The 19592-nt window shown below is 59.7% G+C and carries 20 protein-coding genes and 1 pseudogene; 14 read left to right on the top strand and 7 right to left on the bottom strand.

From position 1 onward, the window contains the following. Positions 1-265: 265 nt before the first annotated feature. On the bottom strand, positions 266-1567 hold the full coding sequence (locus NZK35_RS16215) for a PHP domain-containing protein (protein ID WP_259633578.1): 1302 nt from the start codon (positions 1565-1567) through the stop codon (positions 266-268). A 208-nt stretch (positions 1568-1775) separates the two neighbouring features. Further along, positions 1776-2537 carry an exodeoxyribonuclease III gene (locus NZK35_RS16210; protein ID WP_259633577.1) on the bottom strand — a complete coding sequence of 254 codons (762 nt, stop codon included), beginning with the start codon at positions 2535-2537 and terminating at the stop codon, positions 1776-1778. 329 nt (positions 2538-2866) lie between these two features. Between NZK35_RS16210 and NZK35_RS16205 the strand changes: the two genes are divergently transcribed. Both NZK35_RS16205 and NZK35_RS16200 read left to right on the top strand, forming a co-directional pair. Beyond that, positions 2867-3619 (top strand): RNA polymerase sigma factor, encoded by a 753-nt coding sequence (locus NZK35_RS16205; protein ID WP_259633576.1) that lies wholly within the window; start codon positions 2867-2869, stop codon positions 3617-3619. A gap of 133 nt (positions 3620-3752) precedes the next feature. Beyond that, positions 3753-5612 (top strand): serine/threonine-protein kinase, encoded by a 1860-nt coding sequence (locus NZK35_RS16200; RefSeq protein WP_259633575.1) that lies wholly within the window; start codon positions 3753-3755, stop codon positions 5610-5612. A gap of 45 nt (positions 5613-5657) precedes the next feature. Here NZK35_RS16200 and NZK35_RS16195 read toward each other — a convergent pair whose 3' ends face one another. After that, the gene (locus NZK35_RS16195) at positions 5658-6407 is read right to left on the bottom strand and encodes a ThuA domain-containing protein (protein WP_259633574.1); all 750 of its coding nucleotides are present in this window, start codon (positions 6405-6407) and stop codon (positions 5658-5660) included. Between the two features lie 204 nt (positions 6408-6611). Next, positions 6612-7556 (bottom strand): DUF4912 domain-containing protein, encoded by a 945-nt coding sequence (locus tag NZK35_RS16190; RefSeq protein ID WP_323379641.1) that lies wholly within the window; start codon positions 7554-7556, stop codon positions 6612-6614. Positions 7557-7575: 19 nt separating this feature from the next. Between NZK35_RS16190 and NZK35_RS34715 the strand changes: the two genes are divergently transcribed. Further along, the gene (locus NZK35_RS34715; RefSeq protein ID WP_323379642.1) at positions 7576-7851 is read left to right on the top strand and encodes a hypothetical protein; all 276 of its coding nucleotides are present in this window, start codon (positions 7576-7578) and stop codon (positions 7849-7851) included. A gap of 50 nt (positions 7852-7901) precedes the next feature. Here the strand turns inward: NZK35_RS34715 and NZK35_RS34710 are convergent. Then, a pseudogene (locus NZK35_RS34710) lies at positions 7902-8039 on the bottom strand (hypothetical protein); the annotation flags it as partial. Positions 8040-8816: 777 nt separating this feature from the next. On the opposite strand from NZK35_RS34710, the gene NZK35_RS16185 reads away from it, so the two are divergent. From NZK35_RS16185 to NZK35_RS16140, 10 genes are all read left to right on the top strand, one after another. Beyond that, positions 8817-9161 (top strand): AtpZ/AtpI family protein, encoded by a 345-nt coding sequence (locus NZK35_RS16185; protein ID WP_259633572.1) that lies wholly within the window; start codon positions 8817-8819, stop codon positions 9159-9161. 114 nt (positions 9162-9275) lie between these two features. Further along, positions 9276-9704: a hypothetical protein gene (locus tag NZK35_RS16180; RefSeq protein WP_259633571.1), complete on the top strand. Its 429-nt coding sequence runs from the start codon at positions 9276-9278 to the stop codon at positions 9702-9704. A 20-nt stretch (positions 9705-9724) separates the two neighbouring features. Next, on the top strand, positions 9725-10768 hold the full coding sequence (gene atpB, locus NZK35_RS16175; protein ID WP_259633570.1) for a F0F1 ATP synthase subunit A: 1044 nt from the start codon (positions 9725-9727) through the stop codon (positions 10766-10768). A gap of 93 nt (positions 10769-10861) precedes the next feature. Then, positions 10862-11107 carry an ATP synthase F0 subunit C gene (gene atpE / locus NZK35_RS16170; protein WP_095737805.1) on the top strand — a complete coding sequence of 82 codons (246 nt, stop codon included), beginning with the start codon at positions 10862-10864 and terminating at the stop codon, positions 11105-11107. Positions 11108-11226: 119 nt separating this feature from the next. Further along, on the top strand, positions 11227-11877 hold the full coding sequence (gene atpF, locus NZK35_RS16165; RefSeq protein ID WP_259633569.1) for a F0F1 ATP synthase subunit B: 651 nt from the start codon (positions 11227-11229) through the stop codon (positions 11875-11877). 33 nt (positions 11878-11910) lie between these two features. Next, the gene (gene atpH / locus NZK35_RS16160; RefSeq protein WP_259633568.1) at positions 11911-12537 is read left to right on the top strand and encodes an ATP synthase F1 subunit delta; all 627 of its coding nucleotides are present in this window, start codon (positions 11911-11913) and stop codon (positions 12535-12537) included. A gap of 86 nt (positions 12538-12623) precedes the next feature. After that, positions 12624-14138 carry a F0F1 ATP synthase subunit alpha gene (atpA, locus tag NZK35_RS16155; RefSeq protein WP_259633567.1) on the top strand — a complete coding sequence of 505 codons (1515 nt, stop codon included), beginning with the start codon at positions 12624-12626 and terminating at the stop codon, positions 14136-14138. Between the two features lie 40 nt (positions 14139-14178). Further along, positions 14179-15063 carry an ATP synthase F1 subunit gamma gene (gene atpG / locus NZK35_RS16150; protein ID WP_259633566.1) on the top strand — a complete coding sequence of 295 codons (885 nt, stop codon included), beginning with the start codon at positions 14179-14181 and terminating at the stop codon, positions 15061-15063. 72 nt (positions 15064-15135) lie between these two features. Continuing rightward, complete coding sequence (gene atpD, locus NZK35_RS16145; protein ID WP_259633565.1) at positions 15136-16584, top strand: F0F1 ATP synthase subunit beta; 1449 nt, start codon at positions 15136-15138, stop codon at positions 16582-16584. Between the two features lie 3 nt (positions 16585-16587). Further along, on the top strand, positions 16588-16974 hold the full coding sequence (locus NZK35_RS16140) for a F0F1 ATP synthase subunit epsilon (RefSeq protein WP_259633564.1): 387 nt from the start codon (positions 16588-16590) through the stop codon (positions 16972-16974). 126 nt (positions 16975-17100) lie between these two features. On the opposite strand, the gene NZK35_RS16135 is transcribed toward NZK35_RS16140, so the two are convergent. After that, positions 17101-18291, bottom strand: coding sequence for a tetratricopeptide repeat protein (locus NZK35_RS16135; RefSeq protein ID WP_259633563.1), 1191 nt, complete (start codon positions 18289-18291; stop codon positions 17101-17103). A gap of 28 nt (positions 18292-18319) precedes the next feature. Then, a complete protein-coding gene (locus NZK35_RS16130; protein WP_259633562.1) occupies positions 18320-18919 on the bottom strand; it encodes a DUF456 family protein in 600 nt (199 codons plus the stop codon). 166 nt (positions 18920-19085) lie between these two features. Here NZK35_RS16130 and NZK35_RS16125 point away from each other — a divergent pair, with 166 nt between their 5' ends. After that, entirely contained in the window at positions 19086-19574 is a 489-nt protein-coding gene (locus NZK35_RS16125) for a hypothetical protein (RefSeq protein ID WP_259633561.1), read from the top strand. The last annotated feature ends 18 nt before the right edge of the window (positions 19575-19592 follow it).

The raw sequence follows: 19592 nt of genomic DNA, 5'->3' as shown, positions 1-19592 counted from the left end.
CCGCCAAGGAATCACCTGGTCTGCGATGCGCCGAAGGTGCTTCGTGCCCTCCGCCGGCCCCCGTGTCGGCGGAGGGTCGTTTGAACCGAGCGTTTGTCCTCGCTCTCCCCATTCGGACATCGCAGCAATGCCTCGAAAAACCTGGGTCCTGAGCGATTAGCCACTAAAATCCACGAAGAACCCCCAGAGGGAGAGAATCGACAGGGTTTGCCAAAAGCTGCCGTAATCCAATCGATGTCTCACGGCAGCGGCGTAGCATCTACCACTACTTTGACCAGCCGACCGGCTGGGTCCAAGCCTGTTGCATCTGGTCTTTGAAAGACGGGTCGACGTGCGGCTGGTCACTGGTGACCAACGCCCGCACATACAGCTCCTTGCCGGTCATCTGGTAGCTTGCCGACGTTCCTTCGTGTGAACTGATCACGACGCCGATCCGATCGTGATCTGTTGCGTCCCCCTTGAGCGTGGCGATGAAATCCGTTCGGTAGCTCACACCGTCTTGAGCCTGAATCTCCAGCGTCAATTTCCGACTCGATTCGTCGAAGCGGACATCGTCCAGTGTCACGCCGCTGGAGGCATAGAAGTCGCCACGCTTCATCGCTCGGATCAAGTGCTCCGGCGTCAGAAAGCGGCTGCGAACCATCACCCAGCCGCGTCCCGGGCGTGATCCCGGTTTGCCGTGGTACTCGTGCGAGTCATCGGTGGCCAGCCCCATGATCGGTGCGACACCGGCGATTCCACAGCGGATCGCGTTGATTTGGTCCCACATCGTCTCGATGCTGGGGTGGTCCTTGTCGCCGAGTTGATTGACGCCGGGGTGACCGTTGTAGACCTCAAAGAATCGCTCCGAAACCACCGCGGCCAAGTCTTCGGCGGTCATCGCGTAACCGAAATTCGGATGATTGATATGCGGCAACACCTCTCGACCGTGCGCCTTTTCGTGCTCCAAAATGATGCGCAGATTGTTCTGCATTGCTTCGCGAACCGTCGCGCCGCCGGCCGGCGCGATCACTTCGGCGAGGTTGGTCGCGTTGATGTGAACCGGCTTCCCTTCGGACCGATCGCTGATCTCTTCGGCGGGGATCATGATGAACCGCCCGCGCTCCTCGACCAAGTGACGAAACTCGTCCAGTGGTTTCAAACGCACTTCTTGATCACCGGTTTCAGGATTCGCACGCTGTTGCACCCAATGATCCCCGAACCGTTCTCGGTAGCGATCGACGATGCCGTCATCGCTGCGGGCGACGATCTTCTGGACACCCATCCAACGTGTGCCTTCACTCAATACGTTGTGATCGGTCAGGGCAAGGAATTGGTAACCCTGCTCGCGATACCAATCCGCGATCATCTCGGGAAACTGGTCTCCGTCACTCCACAAGGAATGAGTGTGCAGGTTGCCCTTCCACCACCGCACCTCGTCGTTCATCACGGGGTCCGCGCAGGTGGCGATCGCGGGGAACACGCCGAGGGTGGCGATCACCAAACAAAACAGTCGATTCATGGTCAGTGTCAATTCGTAGTAAAAGTAAATTTCACTCGTTCCCAGGCTCTGCCTGGGAACACGCATTTCTTGGAAGCTCGGGCCGTCAATTGTATAGGGGCGGAGTTGATCGTAGCGGACGTCGCCAAGACTTTCGCAGCGCCGGCCCTCTCTGGCGTTTGCTTGCTGCGCAAACGCCGTCTCTCCCAGAGGGAGAGAATCTAAATCGGTTGCCAAATCCTGCAGTAATACAATGGACGTCCCCCGCGGCCCGATCGGTCCCTGCACGGCTTCGTCACGGCAACAGCGTCAATTCGACCGGGCAATGATCCGAACCATAGACATCGTGATGGATTTTGGCACCGGCCACACGATCCCAAAACCGTTTCGACACCCAAAAATAATCTAAACGCCAGCCGATATTCTTCTCGCGTGCGTTGGAGCGATAGGTCCACCAGGTGTATTTGCCGGAACTTTGGTCGAACTGGCGAAATGAGTCCAGGAATCCGGCCTTGGCAATGTTGTCCAGCCCGGCGCGTTCTTCGTCGGAGAAGCCCGCGTTTTTGCGGTTGGCCTTGGGGTTCGCCAAATCGATCTCCTGGTGGGCGCAATTCACATCGCCGCAAAAGATGACGGGTTTGCGACGGTTCAGTTTTTTGAGGTATGCCAAAAACGCAGCATCCCACCGCTGGCGATACTCCAACCGCACCAGTCCACGCTGGGCATTGGGGGTGTAGACGTTGACCACGTGAAAATCGTCGAACGTCGCGGTCACCACACGGCCTTCTTGGTCATGTTCCTCGTCACCGATCCCCAGCACCGTCTTGCGGGGAGCGACTTTGCTCCAGATCGTCGTGCCGCTGTATCCTTTTTTCGCCGCGCAATTCCAGGTCTGGTGGTAGCCGAGACCATCGGCCCAATCCAAATCCACTTGCTGCGGTTCGGCTTTGGTTTCCTGCAAACACAAGATGTCGGGCTGCTGGTCTTCGACGAATTGGCGAAACCCCTTGTCCATCGCCGCACGGATGCCGTTCACATTCCAAGAAACCAGTTTCATTGTTCAATTCTTCGAGTTCGGCGGAGCGGGCTATCGGAGCAATAACGCTTAGCTAAGCGTCGCTTCCTTAGGCCGGGGCCCGTAGGCTCGCGCCAAACGGCTGATAATCGTTTGGTACCAGCCGGTTCGCGCCAGCGTCCGGGCCTCTCCATTTGTCTTAACTTAGCGGTATTGGGCGATCGGAGCGGAAATCGGACGATGCTAAGTCAGTCGTGGCGCGCTGGCAAGAACCGAACGCCGTGGTCCACCGCGAATGAGTCATCGAGCGATCATCTGGCTACAATAAACGCCGCCCTTCGTTTTCGCCGCTGCCCCACCTCCCGTGAATCATGACACTTGCCGGACGCCTTCCCTCGACGCGCTGGAGTTTGGTCCTTCGCGCCGGCGAGACCTCGGGAGATTCGTCGGTTCGTCGTGTAGCGCGGCAATCGCTGGAAGAACTTTGCGAGATTTATTGGCCCGCACTCTACGGATACCTGCGCCGCCGCGGACGATCGCGTCAGGATGCCGAAGACCTGATTCAGGGATTCTTTGCTAACTTACTTGAGCGGGAATCGATCGCGGCCGCCGATGCGTCGCGAGGTCGCTTTCGCGCGTTTTTATACACGTCGCTGGACCATTACGCGGCCAACGAGCACCGTCGCGAACACGCGCTGAAACGGGGCGGAGGCGCGGCGACGTTTTCGATCGACTGCGGATCGTTGGACGACGTCGATCGGTCGTTCTCGGCCGACGCCCTCGCCGATCAAGCGGGAGACCCCGCCACGCTGTTCGATCGCCAGTGGGCGCTCTGCCTGATCCGTCAAACGCTTGTCGAACTCGAGCGGGATTACCAGGCCAAAGGCAAAGGGGAATGGTTTGCCAAGCTTTCCCCCATGTTGACCTCGACCGACGCCGACGGGCCGTCACGTCAGCAAATCGCCTCCGAGTTGGGGCTGTCCGCGACGGCCTTGAAAGTCGCGATCCATCGGTTGCGGGCAACGTATCGACAACGCTTACTCGATGCAGTCGCCCAAACGGTTGAAAACCCCGCGGATACAGGTCGGGAGCGACAGTGCTTGTTCGATGCACTCGGCGAGTGAATCGCGCCGGGCCTGATTCTCCGTTGATTCTTTTTTTCCGCTCATTGCTTTTTACTTCTGTAACCCGGCCCCAAAACGTGTGTAGGAGACAACAGAGAGCCCGTTCCTGACCCTCCGAACTCACGATTGCACGATGACCGAGACACCCTGTCCCCGCTGCGGCACGCCGATTTCCACCGATTCGGCGTCGAAGGATTCCGCTAATCTGGTGCAATGCCCGCGCTGTTTGCTCCGACCGCCGTGGGACAAACCGCATCCGGTGGCCATCACGCTCGGCCCCGGCCAAAGTTTTGTGCCGCCATCGATCGAAGAGTTGTCTGAACAGATCACCGGCTATGAAGTCGAAGCGTTGATCGGCCAGGGGGGCATGGGCGCGGTTTACCTGGGCCGGCAGAAGTCACTCGATCGCGCCGTCGCGATCAAAATTCTGCCGCCGCAAATTGCCGAACGCGCGGGGTTCCGCGGGCGATTTGCCCAAGAAGGCCGGGCGCTGGCGAAATTAAATCATCCCAACATCGTTGCCGTCCACGACTTCGGCCAAGCCGGCCCCTACGCGATGCTGGTGATGGAGTTGGTCGAGGGGGCGAACTTGCGCGAGGTGCTCGCCCAAGGCAGGCTTTCGCCGCCTGAGGCGCTGGAGATCATTCCGCAACTCTGTGACGCGCTGTCGTACGCGCACGATGAAGGCGTCGTGCATCGCGACATCAAACCGGAAAACTTGCTGTTCGACAGTCGAGGCAGATTAAAGATCACCGATTTTGGGCTGGCCAAGTTGGTCGCCAACAAGACCGCCGCCGATGGCGAGGATGCGACGACAACCGACGAGGATTCCCGGACGCCCGATCCGACACAGGGTGTGGTGGGGACGGTGCATTACATGGCACCGGAGCAATTGGAAAACCCGAGATCGGTCGATCACCGAGCGGACATCTACGCGCTCGGCGTGGTGTTCTATGAAATGCTGACCGGCGAATTGCCGATCGGCCGGTTCGAACCGCCCAGTCAATTCCTGAACGGTTCGGCTCTCGGCCAATCAAGCAAGATCGCGATCGACGTGAGACTGGACGACGTGGTGCTGCGGGCGCTCGAAAAGCATCCCGAGAGACGCTACGCGTCGGCGTCGGCGGTGATGCATGACATTGATGAAATCGAAAAGAACCCGCGCTCGGCGGCACATGCCGCCGCGTCGTCCGGTGATCCACTGCATCGCGTTCAGGCGACGATTCACCGCGCGGGAAACGCCGCGAGCGACTTCGCGTCGTCCTCGATCGAGACGACGGGCACGTGGGTTTCACAGGCAAGCAATCGTTGGTTGACCAATCCCCGCGTGGAAGTGCCCGCGTATGTCGCCCTTGCCATCGCAATCGTCGGCGTATTGGGCACCTGCTATTGGTTCAACCAGCGGTACGCCCAAGGAATGACGCTGCTCTGGGCGGGGATGGGGATATTTTTTGCAATCGCCTTCGCGAGAATTTCGTTGTCGCGCGAGATGGAATCCGATGACCCACAATCATTTCTCACCAGCCGGTTCGTCCTCGGCGGGGCCTACCTACTGATCGCAACCCCGATCTTATTCGCTCCCCTCATCGCCGCGGTTGTCCTGTGGTGTGAAATCTATGGCGACCCCCGAGACATCGGCCGCGTCGGCTGGCTCCGCGATTGGGTTCAAGTGAGTTCGATAACGGTTGTCGTGACGGCCGTCGCATGGCTGCTCTTGCTCGGCCTGCACACCGCTTTTCCCAAATTGCTTTCGACCGTTTTTCGCCCCTTCGTTACCGCTGCCTCGCGCCGGACGAGCATTCTGCTGGCGATCACACTGATCGGCCTGACCGGAGCAGGCGTTTTCACGGCTCATCAGTTTCCGTATCTGAGCTACACGCCGGGAATTCCCGTCCAGGAAACAGAGTGGCACAAGCTCTCGCCGCAAGACTTCAATGAGATGCAACAAGAATTACACGATCGCCGACAGGCGGAACGGGCGATCGAGCAATAGCGGGCACCGCAAGCTGGTAGCTTACGCCACTTACACTTTCCACGGTTACTTGCCCGCTGCCCAAACCGTGCCGTTGACGATCAGGTTCAGAAACACCTTGTCTTCGAACGTCTCGTTGGAGTGGCCATACGTCGTGCCGAACACGCGGGCTTTTCCGTACTGGTTGGTCCAGATCACGGGATGTTCCGAACCGTCCTTTTCACTCTTACTGGTCGCCAACGCGGTCGCACTGGGCCACAGTTTTTCGATGATATAGAGCTCATCGAACTGGATCACGTGGCCGTCGGGAAACGACTTCATGATCGGATGATCCTTGGTTTTCACATCGACCTTGTACGAACTCTTGTGGTCGTGACGTTTGCTGGTCACGCCCAGTAGTTGGCGCCAATCATCGATCGTCGCGTCGCGATAGGTGTGCATGGCACAGTGGATCACGACCGCGGGCAATCCTTCGAAGTGCGGCCCGGTGATGGTGCGGATGTAGTCGGCATCGGTCGTCTTGGCGAAGCACTCGTTGTGAATGCAGACGTCGAAGTTCTTGGCCCAATCCGATTCCCCATAAAAATCAATTTGAGCATCGGTGCCGTTACCGCCCTCGTTGACCACCGTCCAATTCGCCGCGACCCCCGCTTTTTCAAAGGCCAGCTGCAAGGACTTCGTTTGAAAGTCATAGTCGTGGCAGCAGCCGCTGGTGATCAGCAGGATACTCAGCGGTTTGGAATCGGCAGCCTTGGTGCTGGCAGCGAGGAAGAAAAGACAGACGAGTGTCAGACTGGTGAGAAGAGTGCGTGGCATCGCGGTTGTGGGGGAGAGAGTGGTTGGCCACACACGTAGTGAAAGCGGTGGGTTGATAACTTGGAACGCGTCGGAGTCGGCGACGCGATGCGGATTGCGTCAGCCCTCCCCTCGCTTCGCTCGACCCTCCCAACGGGAGGGATTCTCGTTCATCCGGTGGCGTGTCAGGAGATGACAGGCTGGAAACTTATCCCACTTGGGACGCTACATGTTGTCCTTGACGTCGACCGCTTCCATCACCTTGGTGTTGCGTTCGACGGCGATCACGGTGGTCCGCTGCCGCATCCCGTCTCGGCTTTCGGCCGTCACGGGCAACACTTGACGCTTATCGGGCAGCTTCATCCGAACGGTAAACGTTCCGTCACTCTGCAGCTTGACAGGTCGTCCACCGAGCGAGACCGACGATCCCGAGGCGGTTCGGCCGAACACGATCAGTTCCGCGTCGACCTCAAACGGCAACTTGCTTTGACGCAACAGCGTCGGATCCGCCGTCAATTGGCCCTGTGAACCACGCGTGGGCATTGAACGATGCAGCCGCTCTTCGAAGATCTCCTTCAAGTCGCCGCCGTCGGTGTCGTAGCCACCGCTGAGCGAGTAGATGCGTTCGTAATCATCGGCGATGTCATGCCAGTGCTCGTCCAGACGCTCGCACTCGCCCGGGCTGGGCGTTTCGACAATGTTGCTCCGACAGATCGAATGAAACTGATCGTCGGAGGTGATGTAACCGATCGCAACGCGGAATCGAGTCGGCGGATGTTGGACATCGATGTACCAGGTGTCGACGCCGCCGTGAATCGGGATGTCGCGTTGAACGGTTTCGGCGATGTTGTTGGCGACGTCTTCGACTTCCATCACCCGCAACACGGGCTTGGCCGTGTGCCAACGCTCGGCCAGCGACGATTCGGCTCGGGCAACACTCGCCCGCGTGATCTCCCACGTCGCTTGCAGCCAATAAGAATCGCGAACCATCAAGACGATGCGGTCGCGATGGGGCTCGCCGGCCCGCGTCCGCTGGGGGCCGTTTTGAACCGCCGAGCCGCCGACGAGTGTGCCGGTGGAAAGGTCGCGGTGCTTGTCCGCCTGCTCTTTCTGCCGACGAAGTTGGGCGCGGATGCGAGCGGTCTTTGCCGAAACTTTCGGGGCTCGCATCTCCGGCAGTGGGCGGTCGTTGAGAGAAACGTTTCGCCGCGATCTCGGCTTGACGCTGCGTCCCGTCTTGCCGGCCCCGGCTGAACTGGATGACCGCGAACTGGGCATCGACTTGGCCTTCGACGCCCCCCCGTCACCATTCTTTTCCGCTTGGGCCTTGGTTCGACGCACGGTGCGTGATGATGTGCTCCGGGCCGAACTCGACTTCGCCGCCGCCCCGTTGCCGCTGGAATTCCGCGACGAGGAGGACGAGGAGGACGAGGAGGTTTTTGATTTTCGGCGCAGCCGCCGCTGAGTCTTACTGATCGCGTCCACCAGCTCTTCCTTCCGCATGCCATGCCATCCGGCGATGCCATAGTTCTTGGCCAGAGAGGCGAGTTCACGCCGCGTCTGTGACTTGAGATCTGCCGTTTTGATCAAAGTACTATCTCCAGATGTGCTAGTCGTGCTGGCCAGCCACTCGTGAACATCGCTGCGAAACATCGCTGCACTCCACAAGTTAAGTCGGCGTTATCGTTATGACTCGTTCGCTTTCCGGCGGGGCAGCGGTCAACGCTGCGACGGCCTGGGAACAAACGATTGGAAGAGCACTGACCTCAAAGGGTCGCCTCGTCCGCGTCTTGGTGGGTGGTCTGCTGCCCATCTGATTTCCAGAAACCGGTGCGTCTTCCCCCGTAGAGAGGGGAGTTGGCGGGGTCACCTTGCCGCTCAGGAACCATTAACGGAGCAATCAACACCGCAGTCATTATGCCAACGCTTCGAAAAAGTTCCAGAGTCGTCCCGGTGGATTGCCGGGCTTGTGACGAGATTTTGGCCGGAAACCGCAGGAAAGACAGGGAAAACGACCGCAAATTTTCTGGGGATTCCAGACGCCAATCTAGACACCGAGTCTATTTCGAGTCACCCAGGGGCCTCTCTTCGCCGCCGCATCGGGATCAAGTGCAGCGATCCGTTCATCAACGAAGCTGTCAGTCACCCTCGCTGGCAGGGAGGGCAACCTCTTAACCCGGTTCGTCTGGTGGGCGCTCTCCGCCCACGCCCCACTCCCCCGAAACTCCCCCGAACTCCGTTTGCCGGCGGGTGCGGCTATCGGTCGCCCCTCCTATCCCTCTCCGGCTCACCAATCACACTCTACCCGCGTCACGTGGTGAAGCAGACTCCGCCGGGCCGCGATCGAGCAACGCTTCGATTCGGACCGCAAGCGACCGGCCAACTGAAAGACAGTCGACTGGACTTGAGAACACTGAACAAAGGTGCACAATGCCGCAACACGATCGGTCGCCAGAGCGACCGGACCGGCGGCGAGACCCCACCGGCGAAGCGCCCGGCTCGGCGCCGAGTCGGTCCCCGGTTTGGATCCGCCTGTCCGGTGCCGGCCTGGAGCTAGCCTTCATCACGATCGTGTTTGGTGCCATCGGTGCAGCGATCGACCGCCACCTGCAATCGGCCCGTCCGATCTGCTCAGCCATTGGCGGACTACTCGGCTTCACCCTTGGCATGATTCGGTTCATCCGTTTGGCGACTTCGATTTCGAATCGTCAGCGACAGATCGAGCAGAGCCAGCCGAGCGACGACAAGCCTGACGAGAAACCGCCGCGCGATTGAAGGCCGGGCTCTGCCACGGCGACCTGAAACCCACCATCGATGCCCCTACACCACCCGACACCGTCGGACAGAAATTCGTTGACTGCCCTTCGCACTCCCATCCTGAATGCCACCATGGCCAGCTGCCGGCCTTACCTGTGCTGCCTCGTCGCGATCACGATCGCGTGGGCGATCGGGATGCTGGCGTGCTGGGCGCTCGCTGCCAGCGGCGTGCTGACGGCCAATGCCGCGTTGCTGGTGGTGATCGGGTTGGGCAGTGGCGGAGTCGCCGTTGCCGGCGGATTACCAGGGGCTGCGACGGAGATGCTGCCAAGCCGGGACGAGTCCCCGGCGCGAATCACGTTCGGTTTTTCAGCCGGAGTGATAATTCGGTTGTTTGGCACTGTTGCACTCCTTGGTCTGTGTAGTTATCACTTGCCCGCCGCCAAGAAGGAAATCGCGGGAATGATTCTCGCGTGGTATGTCTACCTGACTTCGGTCGACGTCGTCGCCCTGGCACTGCTGTTGCCACGCCGAGATCGAGCGGCCACCACGAGAAGCTAAATAGCCAAGCATTCAATTCAATGAATCTGTTATTCGCATCTGCCGATGATCCACTGTCGCACGTCGTGCCCCACGCGTTGCACGCCGAGCCGCTGTTCACCCTGAACGTGGGTGGTCCCGAGACGAACATTCCGGCGTTGTTCATCAAGGACGGCCAATACAGTTTTTATATCACCAACCATTTGATGATGACCGCCGTCACGGCGATCGTGGTGATGCTCGTGTTCTGCTACGTCGCATCGAAGATTCGCGTCAAGGGTGAAGGCCTGCAAGCCTACCAGACCAAGGGTCGACTGGCACAGTTGTTCGAGACGGTCTGCTGGTTCATCCGAGATGAGGTGGCGCGGCCGAACTTGCACGAGCTGACCGACAAATACATTCCGTACATTTGGACGGTGTTCTTTTTCATCCTGTTCTCCAACGTGCTGGGCTTGATCCCGTTCGGCAGCGGCCTGCACATGGCCGGCCTGATCTGGAGCGACCACGCGAGTCACTACGGCCACTTCGGCGGCACGGCGACGGGCAACCTGTCGCTCAATGCGATGTTGGCGATCTGCAGCTTCGTCGCGATCTTGTTCATCGGGATCCGAGAGACGGGAGCGAAAGCCTTTTTCTCCCACTTCAACCCGATCGGTTGGGACGGCCCCAAGGCGATGTCCTTCGGCCTCGGATTGCCACTGTATGTGCTGGAGTGGCTGGGCCTGCTGATCAAGTGCGTCGTCCTTGCGATGCGGCTTTTCGGGACCATGATGGCGGGACACCTGGTCGTTGCGGCGATCGTCGGTCTGGTGTTTACGGCCGCATCGGTGTCACACCTGTTGGGCTATGGCGTCGGCATCGCGGTCGTCATCGGCTGCATCGTGCTGACGTTGCTGGAGCTGTTCATCTGCATGCTGCAGGCATTCATTTTCACCTTCCTGACGGTCCTGTTTATCTCGACCGTTGCGGCACACCATGGCGACCATGGCCATGAACACGAACACGATCCGTTCGGTGATGAATCGCAAATGGATCTGGATAAGTTGATTGAACCGTCGCGGCTGGCCGGATTGGCCGATGCGTAACGAATGACTAACCCTTTGACCTTTCCCCTTTTTTGTGCGTCCGTTCCTTTGCGAAAAGACGGGCGACGAGAGAATTCTAGGAGCGAACCTGAGATGTTTGAATTCGCAATGATGCTGGCTCAAGAGGCTGCAGAATTTGGCAAGATGGGTGTCGGTATCGGCATCGGCCTCGTGATTTTGGGTGCCGGCTGGGGCATCGGTCGGATCGGTGGCGGCGCCGTCGAAGCGATCGCCCGTCAACCCGAAGCAAGCGGAACGATCAGCACGCAGATGCTGATTTCGGCCGCACTGATCGAAGGTGTGACCGTGATCGCATTGATTTTGATGTACCTGCTGTAGTTCGCACGAACTGTAACAACTAGAGAGATCGGCCGCGTGTTTCGGTCGGTCGCCTCGCTTTCGCGGCAGTGAAGCCGAGGCGGCACTCCGATTCCGGTTGCCCACCCTTAGGTAATTTGATGTCGTATATGCGTTTTGCCTTGATGGCTATCGCCGTTTGCTTTGTTGCCGTAGGGCCGCCCGTGGCGCTCTCCCCGATGTCGGTGCAAGCCGCCGAGGACGCTGCACAATCTCCCGAAGGCGAGCTTCATGGTGAGGGTGCGCACGAAGCACTGCCGCCCATCCTGTCGTTCGATCCCGGTGCGGCGGTCATCAACTTGGCGATCTTCCTGGGGACCTTTGCGGTGCTCGCGAAGTTCGTTTGGCCGGTCATTCTGGGCGGCTTGAAGGCTCGCGAGGAAAAGATCGCCGGTGATCTGGAACAGGCTCAGGCATCCAACCGCAAGGCGGAAGCCACGCTGGCCGAGTACCAGAAGAAGGTGCAGGAAGTGGCCAACGAGGCACAAACGATCCTGGCCGAAGCGCGACGTGACGCCCAGGCCAACGCGACAAAAATTGTCGACGAAGCCAAAGCAGACGCGCAGCGGCAAGGCGAGCGTGCCCTGGCCGACATCGAAACGGCCAAGAAGGTGGCGCTTGCCGAAATCGCCAGCCAAACGTCCGTGCTGGCCATGGGAGTCGCCAAACAGGTCGTCGGACGTGAACTGAACCCCGAGGATCACGCCGAGTTGATCAAGAAGGCGCTCGAGCAAGTCCCGAGCAACAACTGATCCGAGCCAGGTGAAACACCTTTGGAATTAGCGATGGATACTCCCGACGACGTAAAACATGAAACGGTGCTGGACACCGGAGCCGAGCAACTGGGGAAAACCTACGCGCAAGCTCTCCTGGGGGCCGCGCAAAAAGCGGGCCGGACCGAACAGATCGTCGACCAACTCAACCAGGTGGTCGACCAGTACCTGCGCAAGAGTCCCAAGCTTGCCGCCGCGTTTGCTTCGCCGCGGATCGATCTTCACGAAAAGCAACGGGTCATCGACCGAGTCTTCGGCGGTGATTTCGATCCGCTGTTGCTGACGTTTTTGAAGGTGATGGCGGCACGTGGTCGGCTCGCCCATGTCGCGGCGGTTCGCGAGGGCGTGTTGACGCTGTTTGACGAAATGAGCGGCCAAGTGCTTGCGAAAGTCAGCACCGCCGTCCCGCTGGACGAGGGCCTGCGTGCGTCGATCAGCGAAAAACTGGGGACCGCAACCGGAAAAAAAGTTCGACTTCAGGAAGTCGTCGACGCCGACTTGATCGGCGGCATGGTGATCCGAATCGGAGATACGGTTTTCGACAATTCCGTCGCCAATCGCTTGAATGGCATCGCCAAACGAGCCAGCGAGGGATTTTCGGCCAAGATCGCTGAGAAATTCGATCAATTGACGCAATAACAATCGGAAGCAGCCTCCGCCTGATCAGGCCCCGCTTCCACAATCGACCTATCAAAACCACAAACACTCTGACGCATTAGATTGCCATGAAATTTAGCAGCGATGAAATCGCATCGGTCTTGCAACAGGAGATCGAAAACTTCGACAGCAAGATCGACGTCCGCGAAGTCGGTACCGTCCTGGAAGTCGGTGACGGGATCGCGCGTGTGTATGGTCTGTCCGGTGTGATGGCCGGGGAGATGGTGGAGTTCCCCAACGGTGCGATCGGCCTGGCGTTCAACCTGGAAGAGAACAGCGTCGGGGTGATCATTCTCGGTGACTACCTGACGATTCAGGAAGGCGACGAAGTCAAGGCGTTGGGCACGCTGTTGAGCGTGCCGGCCGGCGATGCGGTCATCGGTCGCGTCCTGGACCCGCTCGGCAATCCGCTCGACGGCAAAGGCCCCGTGCAATCGGACGTCACCCGCCCGGTGGAAATCATCGCGACCGGTGTCGCCGAACGGCAACCGGTGACCCAGCCGATGCAAACCGGCATCAAAGCGATCGACGCGATGACGCCGATCGGTCGCGGTCAACGGGAGCTGATCATCGGCGACCGAAAGACCGGCAAGACCGCGATCGCCATCGACGCGATCTTGAACCAAAAGGGTCAAGACGTGAAATGTTTCTACGTCGCCATCGGCCAAAAGGACAGCTCGGTCGCCGGCGTCGTCGACGTGTTGGAAAAATACGGTGCGATGGAATACACGACGGTGGTCGTCGCCGGGGCCAGTTCCCCCGCCCCGCTGCAATACGTCGCGCCCTACGCCGGGACCGCGATGGCCGAACACTTCATGTTCAACGGCGGCCATGCCCTGATCGTCTATGACGATTTGAGCAAGCAAGCGGTTGCCTATCGTCAAATGAGTCTGTTGATGCGTCGCCCGCCGGGCCGCGAAGCCTTCCCCGGTGACGTGTTCTACTGCCACAGCCGTCTGCTGGAACGCTCCTCCAAGCTGTCCGACGAACTCGGCGGTGGCTCGATCACCAGCTTGCCGATCATCGAAACGCTCGAAGGCGAAGTGTCCGCGTACATCCCGACCAACGTGATTTCGATCACCGACGGCCAGATCTACGTCCAGCCCGACCTGTTCTTCTCCGGCGTTCGCCCGGCGATGAACCCCGGGATTTCGGTCTCACGCGTCGGTGGTGCGGCCCAGATCAAGGCGATGAAGAAGGTCGCCGGCGGTTTGCGGTTGGACCTCGCGGCGTTCCGGGCCTTGGAAGCGTTCGCCCAGTTGGGCACCGACCTCGACCCGGCCACCCAAGCCCAATTGGACCGCGGTTACCGGATGGTCGAACTGCTCAAGCAACCCCAGTACCAACCGCTTTCGGTTGCCGAACAGGTCGTCAGCTTGTACGCCGGCACCAAGGGGCACCTGGACGATGTTGAAATCAAAACCGTCCAACAATGGGAAAAAGACTTCTTGCAGTACATCAACGACAAGCACGCCGCGTTGCTGGATTCGTTGATGGAACAGGGCGATCTGACCGACGACGTCGTCAACACGCTGGAAACCGCCATCAAAGAGTTCAAGGCCGGTTACACGCCGACCGCCTGATCTCATTCACTGAACACATTCCGTCACCGTTTAACGATTCATGGCCAACGCAAGAGCGCTTGATAAACGACGCAAGTCGATCCGCAACATCCGCAAGATCACGCGGACGATGGAGCTGATCGCGACGGCGCGGTACAAGAAAGCGATGGACCGAGCCCAAGCCGCGACCGCGTACACCGAACAGATCACCCGGATCGTCGGGCGTCTCGCCGCCGCCGGCCTGGATGTCCAGCATCCGTTGCTCGAGCAACGTGACGAAATCAAGAACGCACGCGTCCTGGTGCTGACCAGCAACCGCGGCCTGTGCGGCGGATACAACGCCTCGATTCTGCGTGAAGCGATGCCGCGGATCAGAGAACTGAAGGAATCGTTGCCGAACGTCGATGTCGACGTCAGCGGAAAACGAGGTGTCGACGGGCTCGCATTCCGAGGCGTCACCACCGACGAAAAACACCTCAATTTCGAAGACCAACCGGCCTACGCCGAGGTCGAAAAAATCGCCGAGTCGTACCTTTCCCGGTACATCACCGGCGAACTGGACCGGCTGGACGTGATCTACACCAAGTTCATCAGCACGTCCAAGCAAATCGCCACGGTCGAAACGCTGCTGCCACTCGGTTCGCTGGACGTCGACAGCGATCTCGACGATGCCGGCGGCACCAACGTCGAATACGAATTCCTGCCCTCGGCGGAAAGCATTCTCGAAGAGGTCGTGCCGACCAGTTTCAAAGTCCGCCTGTTCAAGTGTTTCTTGGACGCGGCGGTCAGCGAACAAGTCGCGCGGATGATCGCCATGAAGGGCGCCACGGAGAACGCCGGCGACATGATCAAACAACTTTCGATGACCTATAACCGGGCCCGACAAAGCCAGATCACCGGCGAGATCATGGAGATCATCGGCGGCGTCGAAGCTTTGGAAGGTTAATTCCACACACTCTGGTGACCGGTCGCACCAGGCGGCCCGCCCCACAACACGTTTTTAGCGAAGAAGAATAGCATGTCCACCGCAACCGAAACTCGCGTCGTCGGCAAAGTCACGCAGGTCATCGGGTCGACGTTCGACGCCGAATTTCCCGAAGGTCAAATGCCGGCGATTTACAACGCCCTGGAAGTCAAGAGTGAGCACAAAGGGGTCTCGATCGACCTGGTCGGCGAAGTCCAACAGCACCTCGGCGGCGGACGCGTCCGTGCGATCGCACTGGGCAGCACCGACGGCATGATGCGTGGCATGGACGTCATCGATACCGGCAAACCGGTTTCGGTCCCCGTCGGAAAAGAAACGCTCGGTCGCGTCTTCAACGTGCTCGGCGAACCCATCGACAAACGCGGTGACGTCAAAGCTGACGACTACTGGCCGATTCACCGTCAGGCACCGCCGGTCAACGAACTGTCGACCAACACCGAATTGTTCGAAACCGGGATCAAGGTCGTCGACCTGCTGACCCCCTTCGTCCGCGGTGGTAAAGCCGGGCTGTTCGGTGGTGCCGGTCTGGGCAAGACCGTGATTTTGACCGAATTGATCGCCCGGATCGCCAGCAGCCACGGGGGTTACTCCGTCTTCGCCGGCGTCGGTGAACGGACCCGCGAAGGCACCGACCTGTGGTTGGAAATGCAGGAAACCGAAATCGGTCAAACCGGACGCAAGGTCATCGAGCAAACCTGCATGGTGTTCGGCCAGATGAACGAGCCGCCGGGATCCCGTCTTCGCGTCGCCCTGTCGGCGTTGACGATGGCGGAATTCTTCCGCGACACGACCGGAGCCGACACGCTGCTGTTCGTCGACAACATCTTCCGTTTCTCCCAAGCCGGTTCGGAAGTCTCCGCGTTGCTCGGCCGAATGCCTTCGGCGGTCGGTTATCAACCGACGCTGGCGACCGAAATGGGTGCCCTGCAAGAACGAATCACGTCGACGAAGAAGGGTGCGATCACGTCGGTCCAAGCCGTCTACGTTCCCGCGGACGACCCGACCGACCCCGCCCCGGCAACCGCCTTCGGCCAGTTGGACGCGTTCATCTATCTGGAACGATCGATTTCGGAAAAAGGGATTTATCCCGCCATCGACCCGTTGGCGTCCAACTCGCGGATTCTCGATCCGCAGTACGTCGGTGATCGCCACTACGCGATCGCACGACGCGTCCAGACCACGCTGCAACGCTACCGCGAACTGCAAGACATCATCGCGATTCTGGGCGTCGACGAATTGAACGAAGACGACAAGACCATCGTGCACCGTGCACGCCGAATCGAACGATTCCTATCCCAACCCTTCTTGGTCGCCGAAGTCTTTACCGGAAAGGCCGGTGAGATCACGCCGCTGGAAGACACGATCCGCAGCTTCGAAGAAATCTGTGACGGCAAGTGGGATCACCTGCCCGAACAAGCCTTCATGTACGTCGGATCGATCGAACAGGCCGAGGCACAAGCCAAGAAGATGGAGAAGAAATAAGCCATGGCGATACGCTGCATCGTAGTCACGCCCGAACGCACCGAAGTGGATTGCGAAGCCGATTCGGTGACGCTGCCCATGTACGACGGATCCGTCGGCATCCTGCCCGGACGCGCCCCGATGATCGGTCGGTTGGGTTTCGGCACGCTCCACCTGGCGACCGCGGCGGGTCCGCAGCGGTACTTCGTCGACGGCGGCTTCGCCCAGGTCGAAGGCAACGTCGTCAGCTTGCTGACGTCACGCTCGATCTCGGTCGATCTGCTCGATGTCGGCGAAGCCGAGGAGGCGCTCGAAGTCGCTCAAGAGATGCCGGCTTCGACACCCGAGTTGGCGCAACTGAAGGACACCGCCGTCCGACGCGCCCGCGGACAACTTCGCTCGGCCCGCTAACGCTGTGTCCAGGACGAAAAGTGGCGTAAGCTTCTAGCTTGCCGTCTCGTTTCACTCGTGAAACGCAAGCTGGAAGCTTACGCCACCTTCTTGCTGACCGGTCGGGCATGCTGTGCATGCCTGCTGTCACGCACAGCGTGACCGACGCGCTACGGCCACGATCCCGGTGACGTCCTGCTGGTGCTCTTGTCGAAGCGTGCACTCGTCGAACACCTCGATCTGCCAACCCGTTTCGGCGATCACGCTGCGGACATAGCTGGGCGAATGAAGGTACCGATGGTTCCGTGAAACGACCACGTCATCGCAATCGCTGCATTCAATCGTGAATGCGAATCGGCCACCGTCCCCGATTCGGCTGCGCGCCGCCGAGAAAACCGGCTGCAAATCGCCGAAATAAATCAACACGTCGGCGGCGATGATCAAGTCATACTCTGCTTGCTGCGACAAGAAATCCAGCGCCTCGGCACAATGCAGCTCGTCATAGAGGTTCTTGGCCTTGGCCTTCTCCAACATCCGCGGTGACAAATCGACGCCGATCAACTGTCCTGCCATCTGCCGGAACGGTTGACCGCAGAGTCCCGTACCACACCCCAGATCCAGGACCTGCAAGTCATTCCGCGATTCACAACGGTTGACCGCACGGTACAGCAATTCGGGCCCTGAATACTGCAGCGCCCCCAGGTGCGTTTCAAACTTTTCGGCGTAGCCATCGAACGTTTGGGTGACCATTGTCGCGGGTGTCGCCGGCGGTGGATCCTTTCCGGTCAGTGACGACAAATTGAAACGGTTTTCAAGATTGCCGGGATCGCGTTTGAAGAGGATTTTGCGTGCGGTGATGGCGTCATCGAGATCCCCATGCCGTTCTGCCGTCTCGGCGAATTCCAACAGCAGCTCGCTGTGGTCGATTCCCGCCACGATCAGTTCACGATAGCACTCCAAGGCCCGAGCCAGACGTCCCGATCGTCCGGCGACGGCTGCCAAACCGCGGACGGCGTCGAAGTACTTGGGACGCAACTCGATGGCACGTTCAAACGCGGCAATCGAGTCGTGGAGGTCTCCGGCATGGGCACAGATCACCCCGAGCAAATAAAACGCGCGGTCGAACGTCGGATCAAGAGTGGTTGATCGCTCGCAGCAGCGGCGTGCTTCGTCCAGATCGCCGCTGCCCAGATGCGCTTCGGCCAAGGCCCGAAATGCTGCCGCCGAGTGCGGCGTCGAGCGGACGACCTGCTGCAAGATCGGAATCGCCTCGGAATGCCTGCCCGTCGACAACAGATCGAGAGCCGTTTGGAGCATCGCGTCGGTGGTTTCAGGCATGGCGGCTTGGATGAATTGGCGGCTTGGATTAAATGAGGACGGCGGCCAAGACCAGGATCACAATCAACAGTCCCGCAAGGACTTTTCCAAGCGTGCCGAAGGTTCGTCCCCAGAAGGTGGAATGTCCGACCGACCAGTTCTCTTTCCAGGATCGGCCGTCGGACCATTCGCCGTACATCGCCCCGGCGGCTGCGCCGATTCCGCCGAACAGGATCGCCGCGATGACCGATCCGACGACCGGCACGGGGACACCCACGACCGCGCCGGTGATCGCACCGGCCATCGATCCGATGATCGAATACAGCGTCGATTTACGACTCGCCCCGGCCCGTTTGGCTCCGGCGGCACCGGCAAAAAACTCAAACAGTTCGCCGACCAATGCGAGCGCGAATCCGGCCAACACCGGGCCGTAACCGATCGCCAAACGCCCCGTCGCCGGTCCCAGCCAAGCGTACAACGCGATCAACAACACACAGATCCAATTGCCCGGCAGCGCGATCAGGTTGGTGATCCAGGCCGCCAAGCAACCAAGAACCAGCCCGATCGCCAACAGGATGACGCCGGTCGTTTCCAGCCACGGCGTCCATCCGTCGGCGGTTTCAGCGAAGAGCAGCGCAGTGGCGGTCATGAATCCTGATGTGAACGTGAACGGTGTAGAGGTTGGAATCCTGGCACGTATTAGACACCGAATCATCCACGCTTCCCAGGCAAGCTGGACGCTTCCCCCACACTTCAGCGGTACAATGGTGGACGTAGTTCATTCCTCACCACGCACGCGTTTGGGAGCCGGCACCATGTTCACTCAATTTAAGGCGACGTTCGCCATCGCATCGCTCGCGATGGTCATCGGATGCGGCGGCGATCGAACCGTCGTGACCACCGAAGACGGAGAAGAAGTCAGGGTATCGCAGTCGGGCGACGGGGTGGACGTGACGATCGCGAACGACTCGGGCGGCCAAACCCGAATCCAAGCCTCCTCCTCCGGGCTCAGTCTGCCCGACGAATGGCCCGACGACTTGGAAACGCTGCCGGGAATCAAGGTGATGACCACCGCCACCACCCCGCAAGGTCTGGTGGTCTCGCTCGAGTCGCCCAAATCAAGCGGCGAGACACTCGCCTTTCACGAACAAACACTGCGCGACGCCGGCTGGGAGATCCAAATGAACATGAAGCTCCCCGACGGAGGCATGTTGACGGCGACCAAGGGAGAGCGAAGCGTCAACGTCGTGGTCTCATCCAACGATGGCAAGACCGCCATCAACATCGTTTTGGGTTCGAAGTAACAGTGGCGTAAGCTTCCA

The organism is Stieleria sedimenti (genome assembly GCF_025060895.1).
Classification (GTDB): domain Bacteria; phylum Planctomycetota; class Planctomycetia; order Pirellulales; family Pirellulaceae; genus Stieleria; species Stieleria sedimenti.
The sequence above is the reverse complement of the archived record's forward strand: the minus strand, read 5'-3'. Positions and strand labels throughout refer to the sequence as shown.

What these genes read in the sequence shown, in the direction of transcription:
- NZK35_RS16195 (WP_259633574.1), bottom strand. Translation starts at nt 6,407, where the DNA reads ATGCCACGCACTCTTCTCACCAGTCTGACACTCGTCTGTCTTTTCTTC.
- NZK35_RS16135 (WP_259633563.1), bottom strand. Translation starts at nt 18,291, where the DNA reads ATGCCTGAAACCACCGACGCGATGCTCCAAACGGCTCTCGATCTGTTG.
- atpD (WP_259633565.1), top strand. Translation starts at nt 15,136, where the DNA reads ATGTCCACCGCAACCGAAACTCGCGTCGTCGGCAAAGTCACGCAGGTC.
- NZK35_RS16215 (WP_259633578.1), bottom strand. Translation starts at nt 1,567, where the DNA reads ATGCGTGTTCCCAGGCAGAGCCTGGGAACGAGTGAAATTTACTTTTAC.
- NZK35_RS16125 (WP_259633561.1), top strand. Translation starts at nt 19,086, where the DNA reads ATGTTCACTCAATTTAAGGCGACGTTCGCCATCGCATCGCTCGCGATG.
- atpH (WP_259633568.1), top strand. Translation starts at nt 11,911, where the DNA reads ATGGATACTCCCGACGACGTAAAACATGAAACGGTGCTGGACACCGGA.
- NZK35_RS16190 (WP_323379641.1), bottom strand. Translation starts at nt 7,556, where the DNA reads ATGCGAGCCCCGAAAGTTTCGGCAAAGACCGCTCGCATCCGCGCCCAA.
- NZK35_RS16185 (WP_259633572.1), top strand. Translation starts at nt 8,817, where the DNA reads ATGCCGCAACACGATCGGTCGCCAGAGCGACCGGACCGGCGGCGAGAC.
- NZK35_RS16140 (WP_259633564.1), top strand. Translation starts at nt 16,588, where the DNA reads ATGGCGATACGCTGCATCGTAGTCACGCCCGAACGCACCGAAGTGGAT.
- atpG (WP_259633566.1), top strand. Translation starts at nt 14,179, where the DNA reads ATGGCCAACGCAAGAGCGCTTGATAAACGACGCAAGTCGATCCGCAAC.
- NZK35_RS16180 (WP_259633571.1), top strand. Translation starts at nt 9,276, where the DNA reads ATGGCCAGCTGCCGGCCTTACCTGTGCTGCCTCGTCGCGATCACGATC.
- atpA (WP_259633567.1), top strand. Translation starts at nt 12,624, where the DNA reads ATGAAATTTAGCAGCGATGAAATCGCATCGGTCTTGCAACAGGAGATC.
- NZK35_RS16200 (WP_259633575.1), top strand. Translation starts at nt 3,753, where the DNA reads ATGACCGAGACACCCTGTCCCCGCTGCGGCACGCCGATTTCCACCGAT.
- NZK35_RS16130 (WP_259633562.1), bottom strand. Translation starts at nt 18,919, where the DNA reads ATGACCGCCACTGCGCTGCTCTTCGCTGAAACCGCCGACGGATGGACG.
- NZK35_RS16205 (WP_259633576.1), top strand. Translation starts at nt 2,867, where the DNA reads ATGACACTTGCCGGACGCCTTCCCTCGACGCGCTGGAGTTTGGTCCTT.
- atpB (WP_259633570.1), top strand. Translation starts at nt 9,725, where the DNA reads ATGAATCTGTTATTCGCATCTGCCGATGATCCACTGTCGCACGTCGTG.
- atpF (WP_259633569.1), top strand. Translation starts at nt 11,227, where the DNA reads ATGTCGTATATGCGTTTTGCCTTGATGGCTATCGCCGTTTGCTTTGTT.
- atpE (WP_095737805.1), top strand. Translation starts at nt 10,862, where the DNA reads ATGTTTGAATTCGCAATGATGCTGGCTCAAGAGGCTGCAGAATTTGGC.
- NZK35_RS16210 (WP_259633577.1), bottom strand. Translation starts at nt 2,537, where the DNA reads ATGAAACTGGTTTCTTGGAATGTGAACGGCATCCGTGCGGCGATGGAC.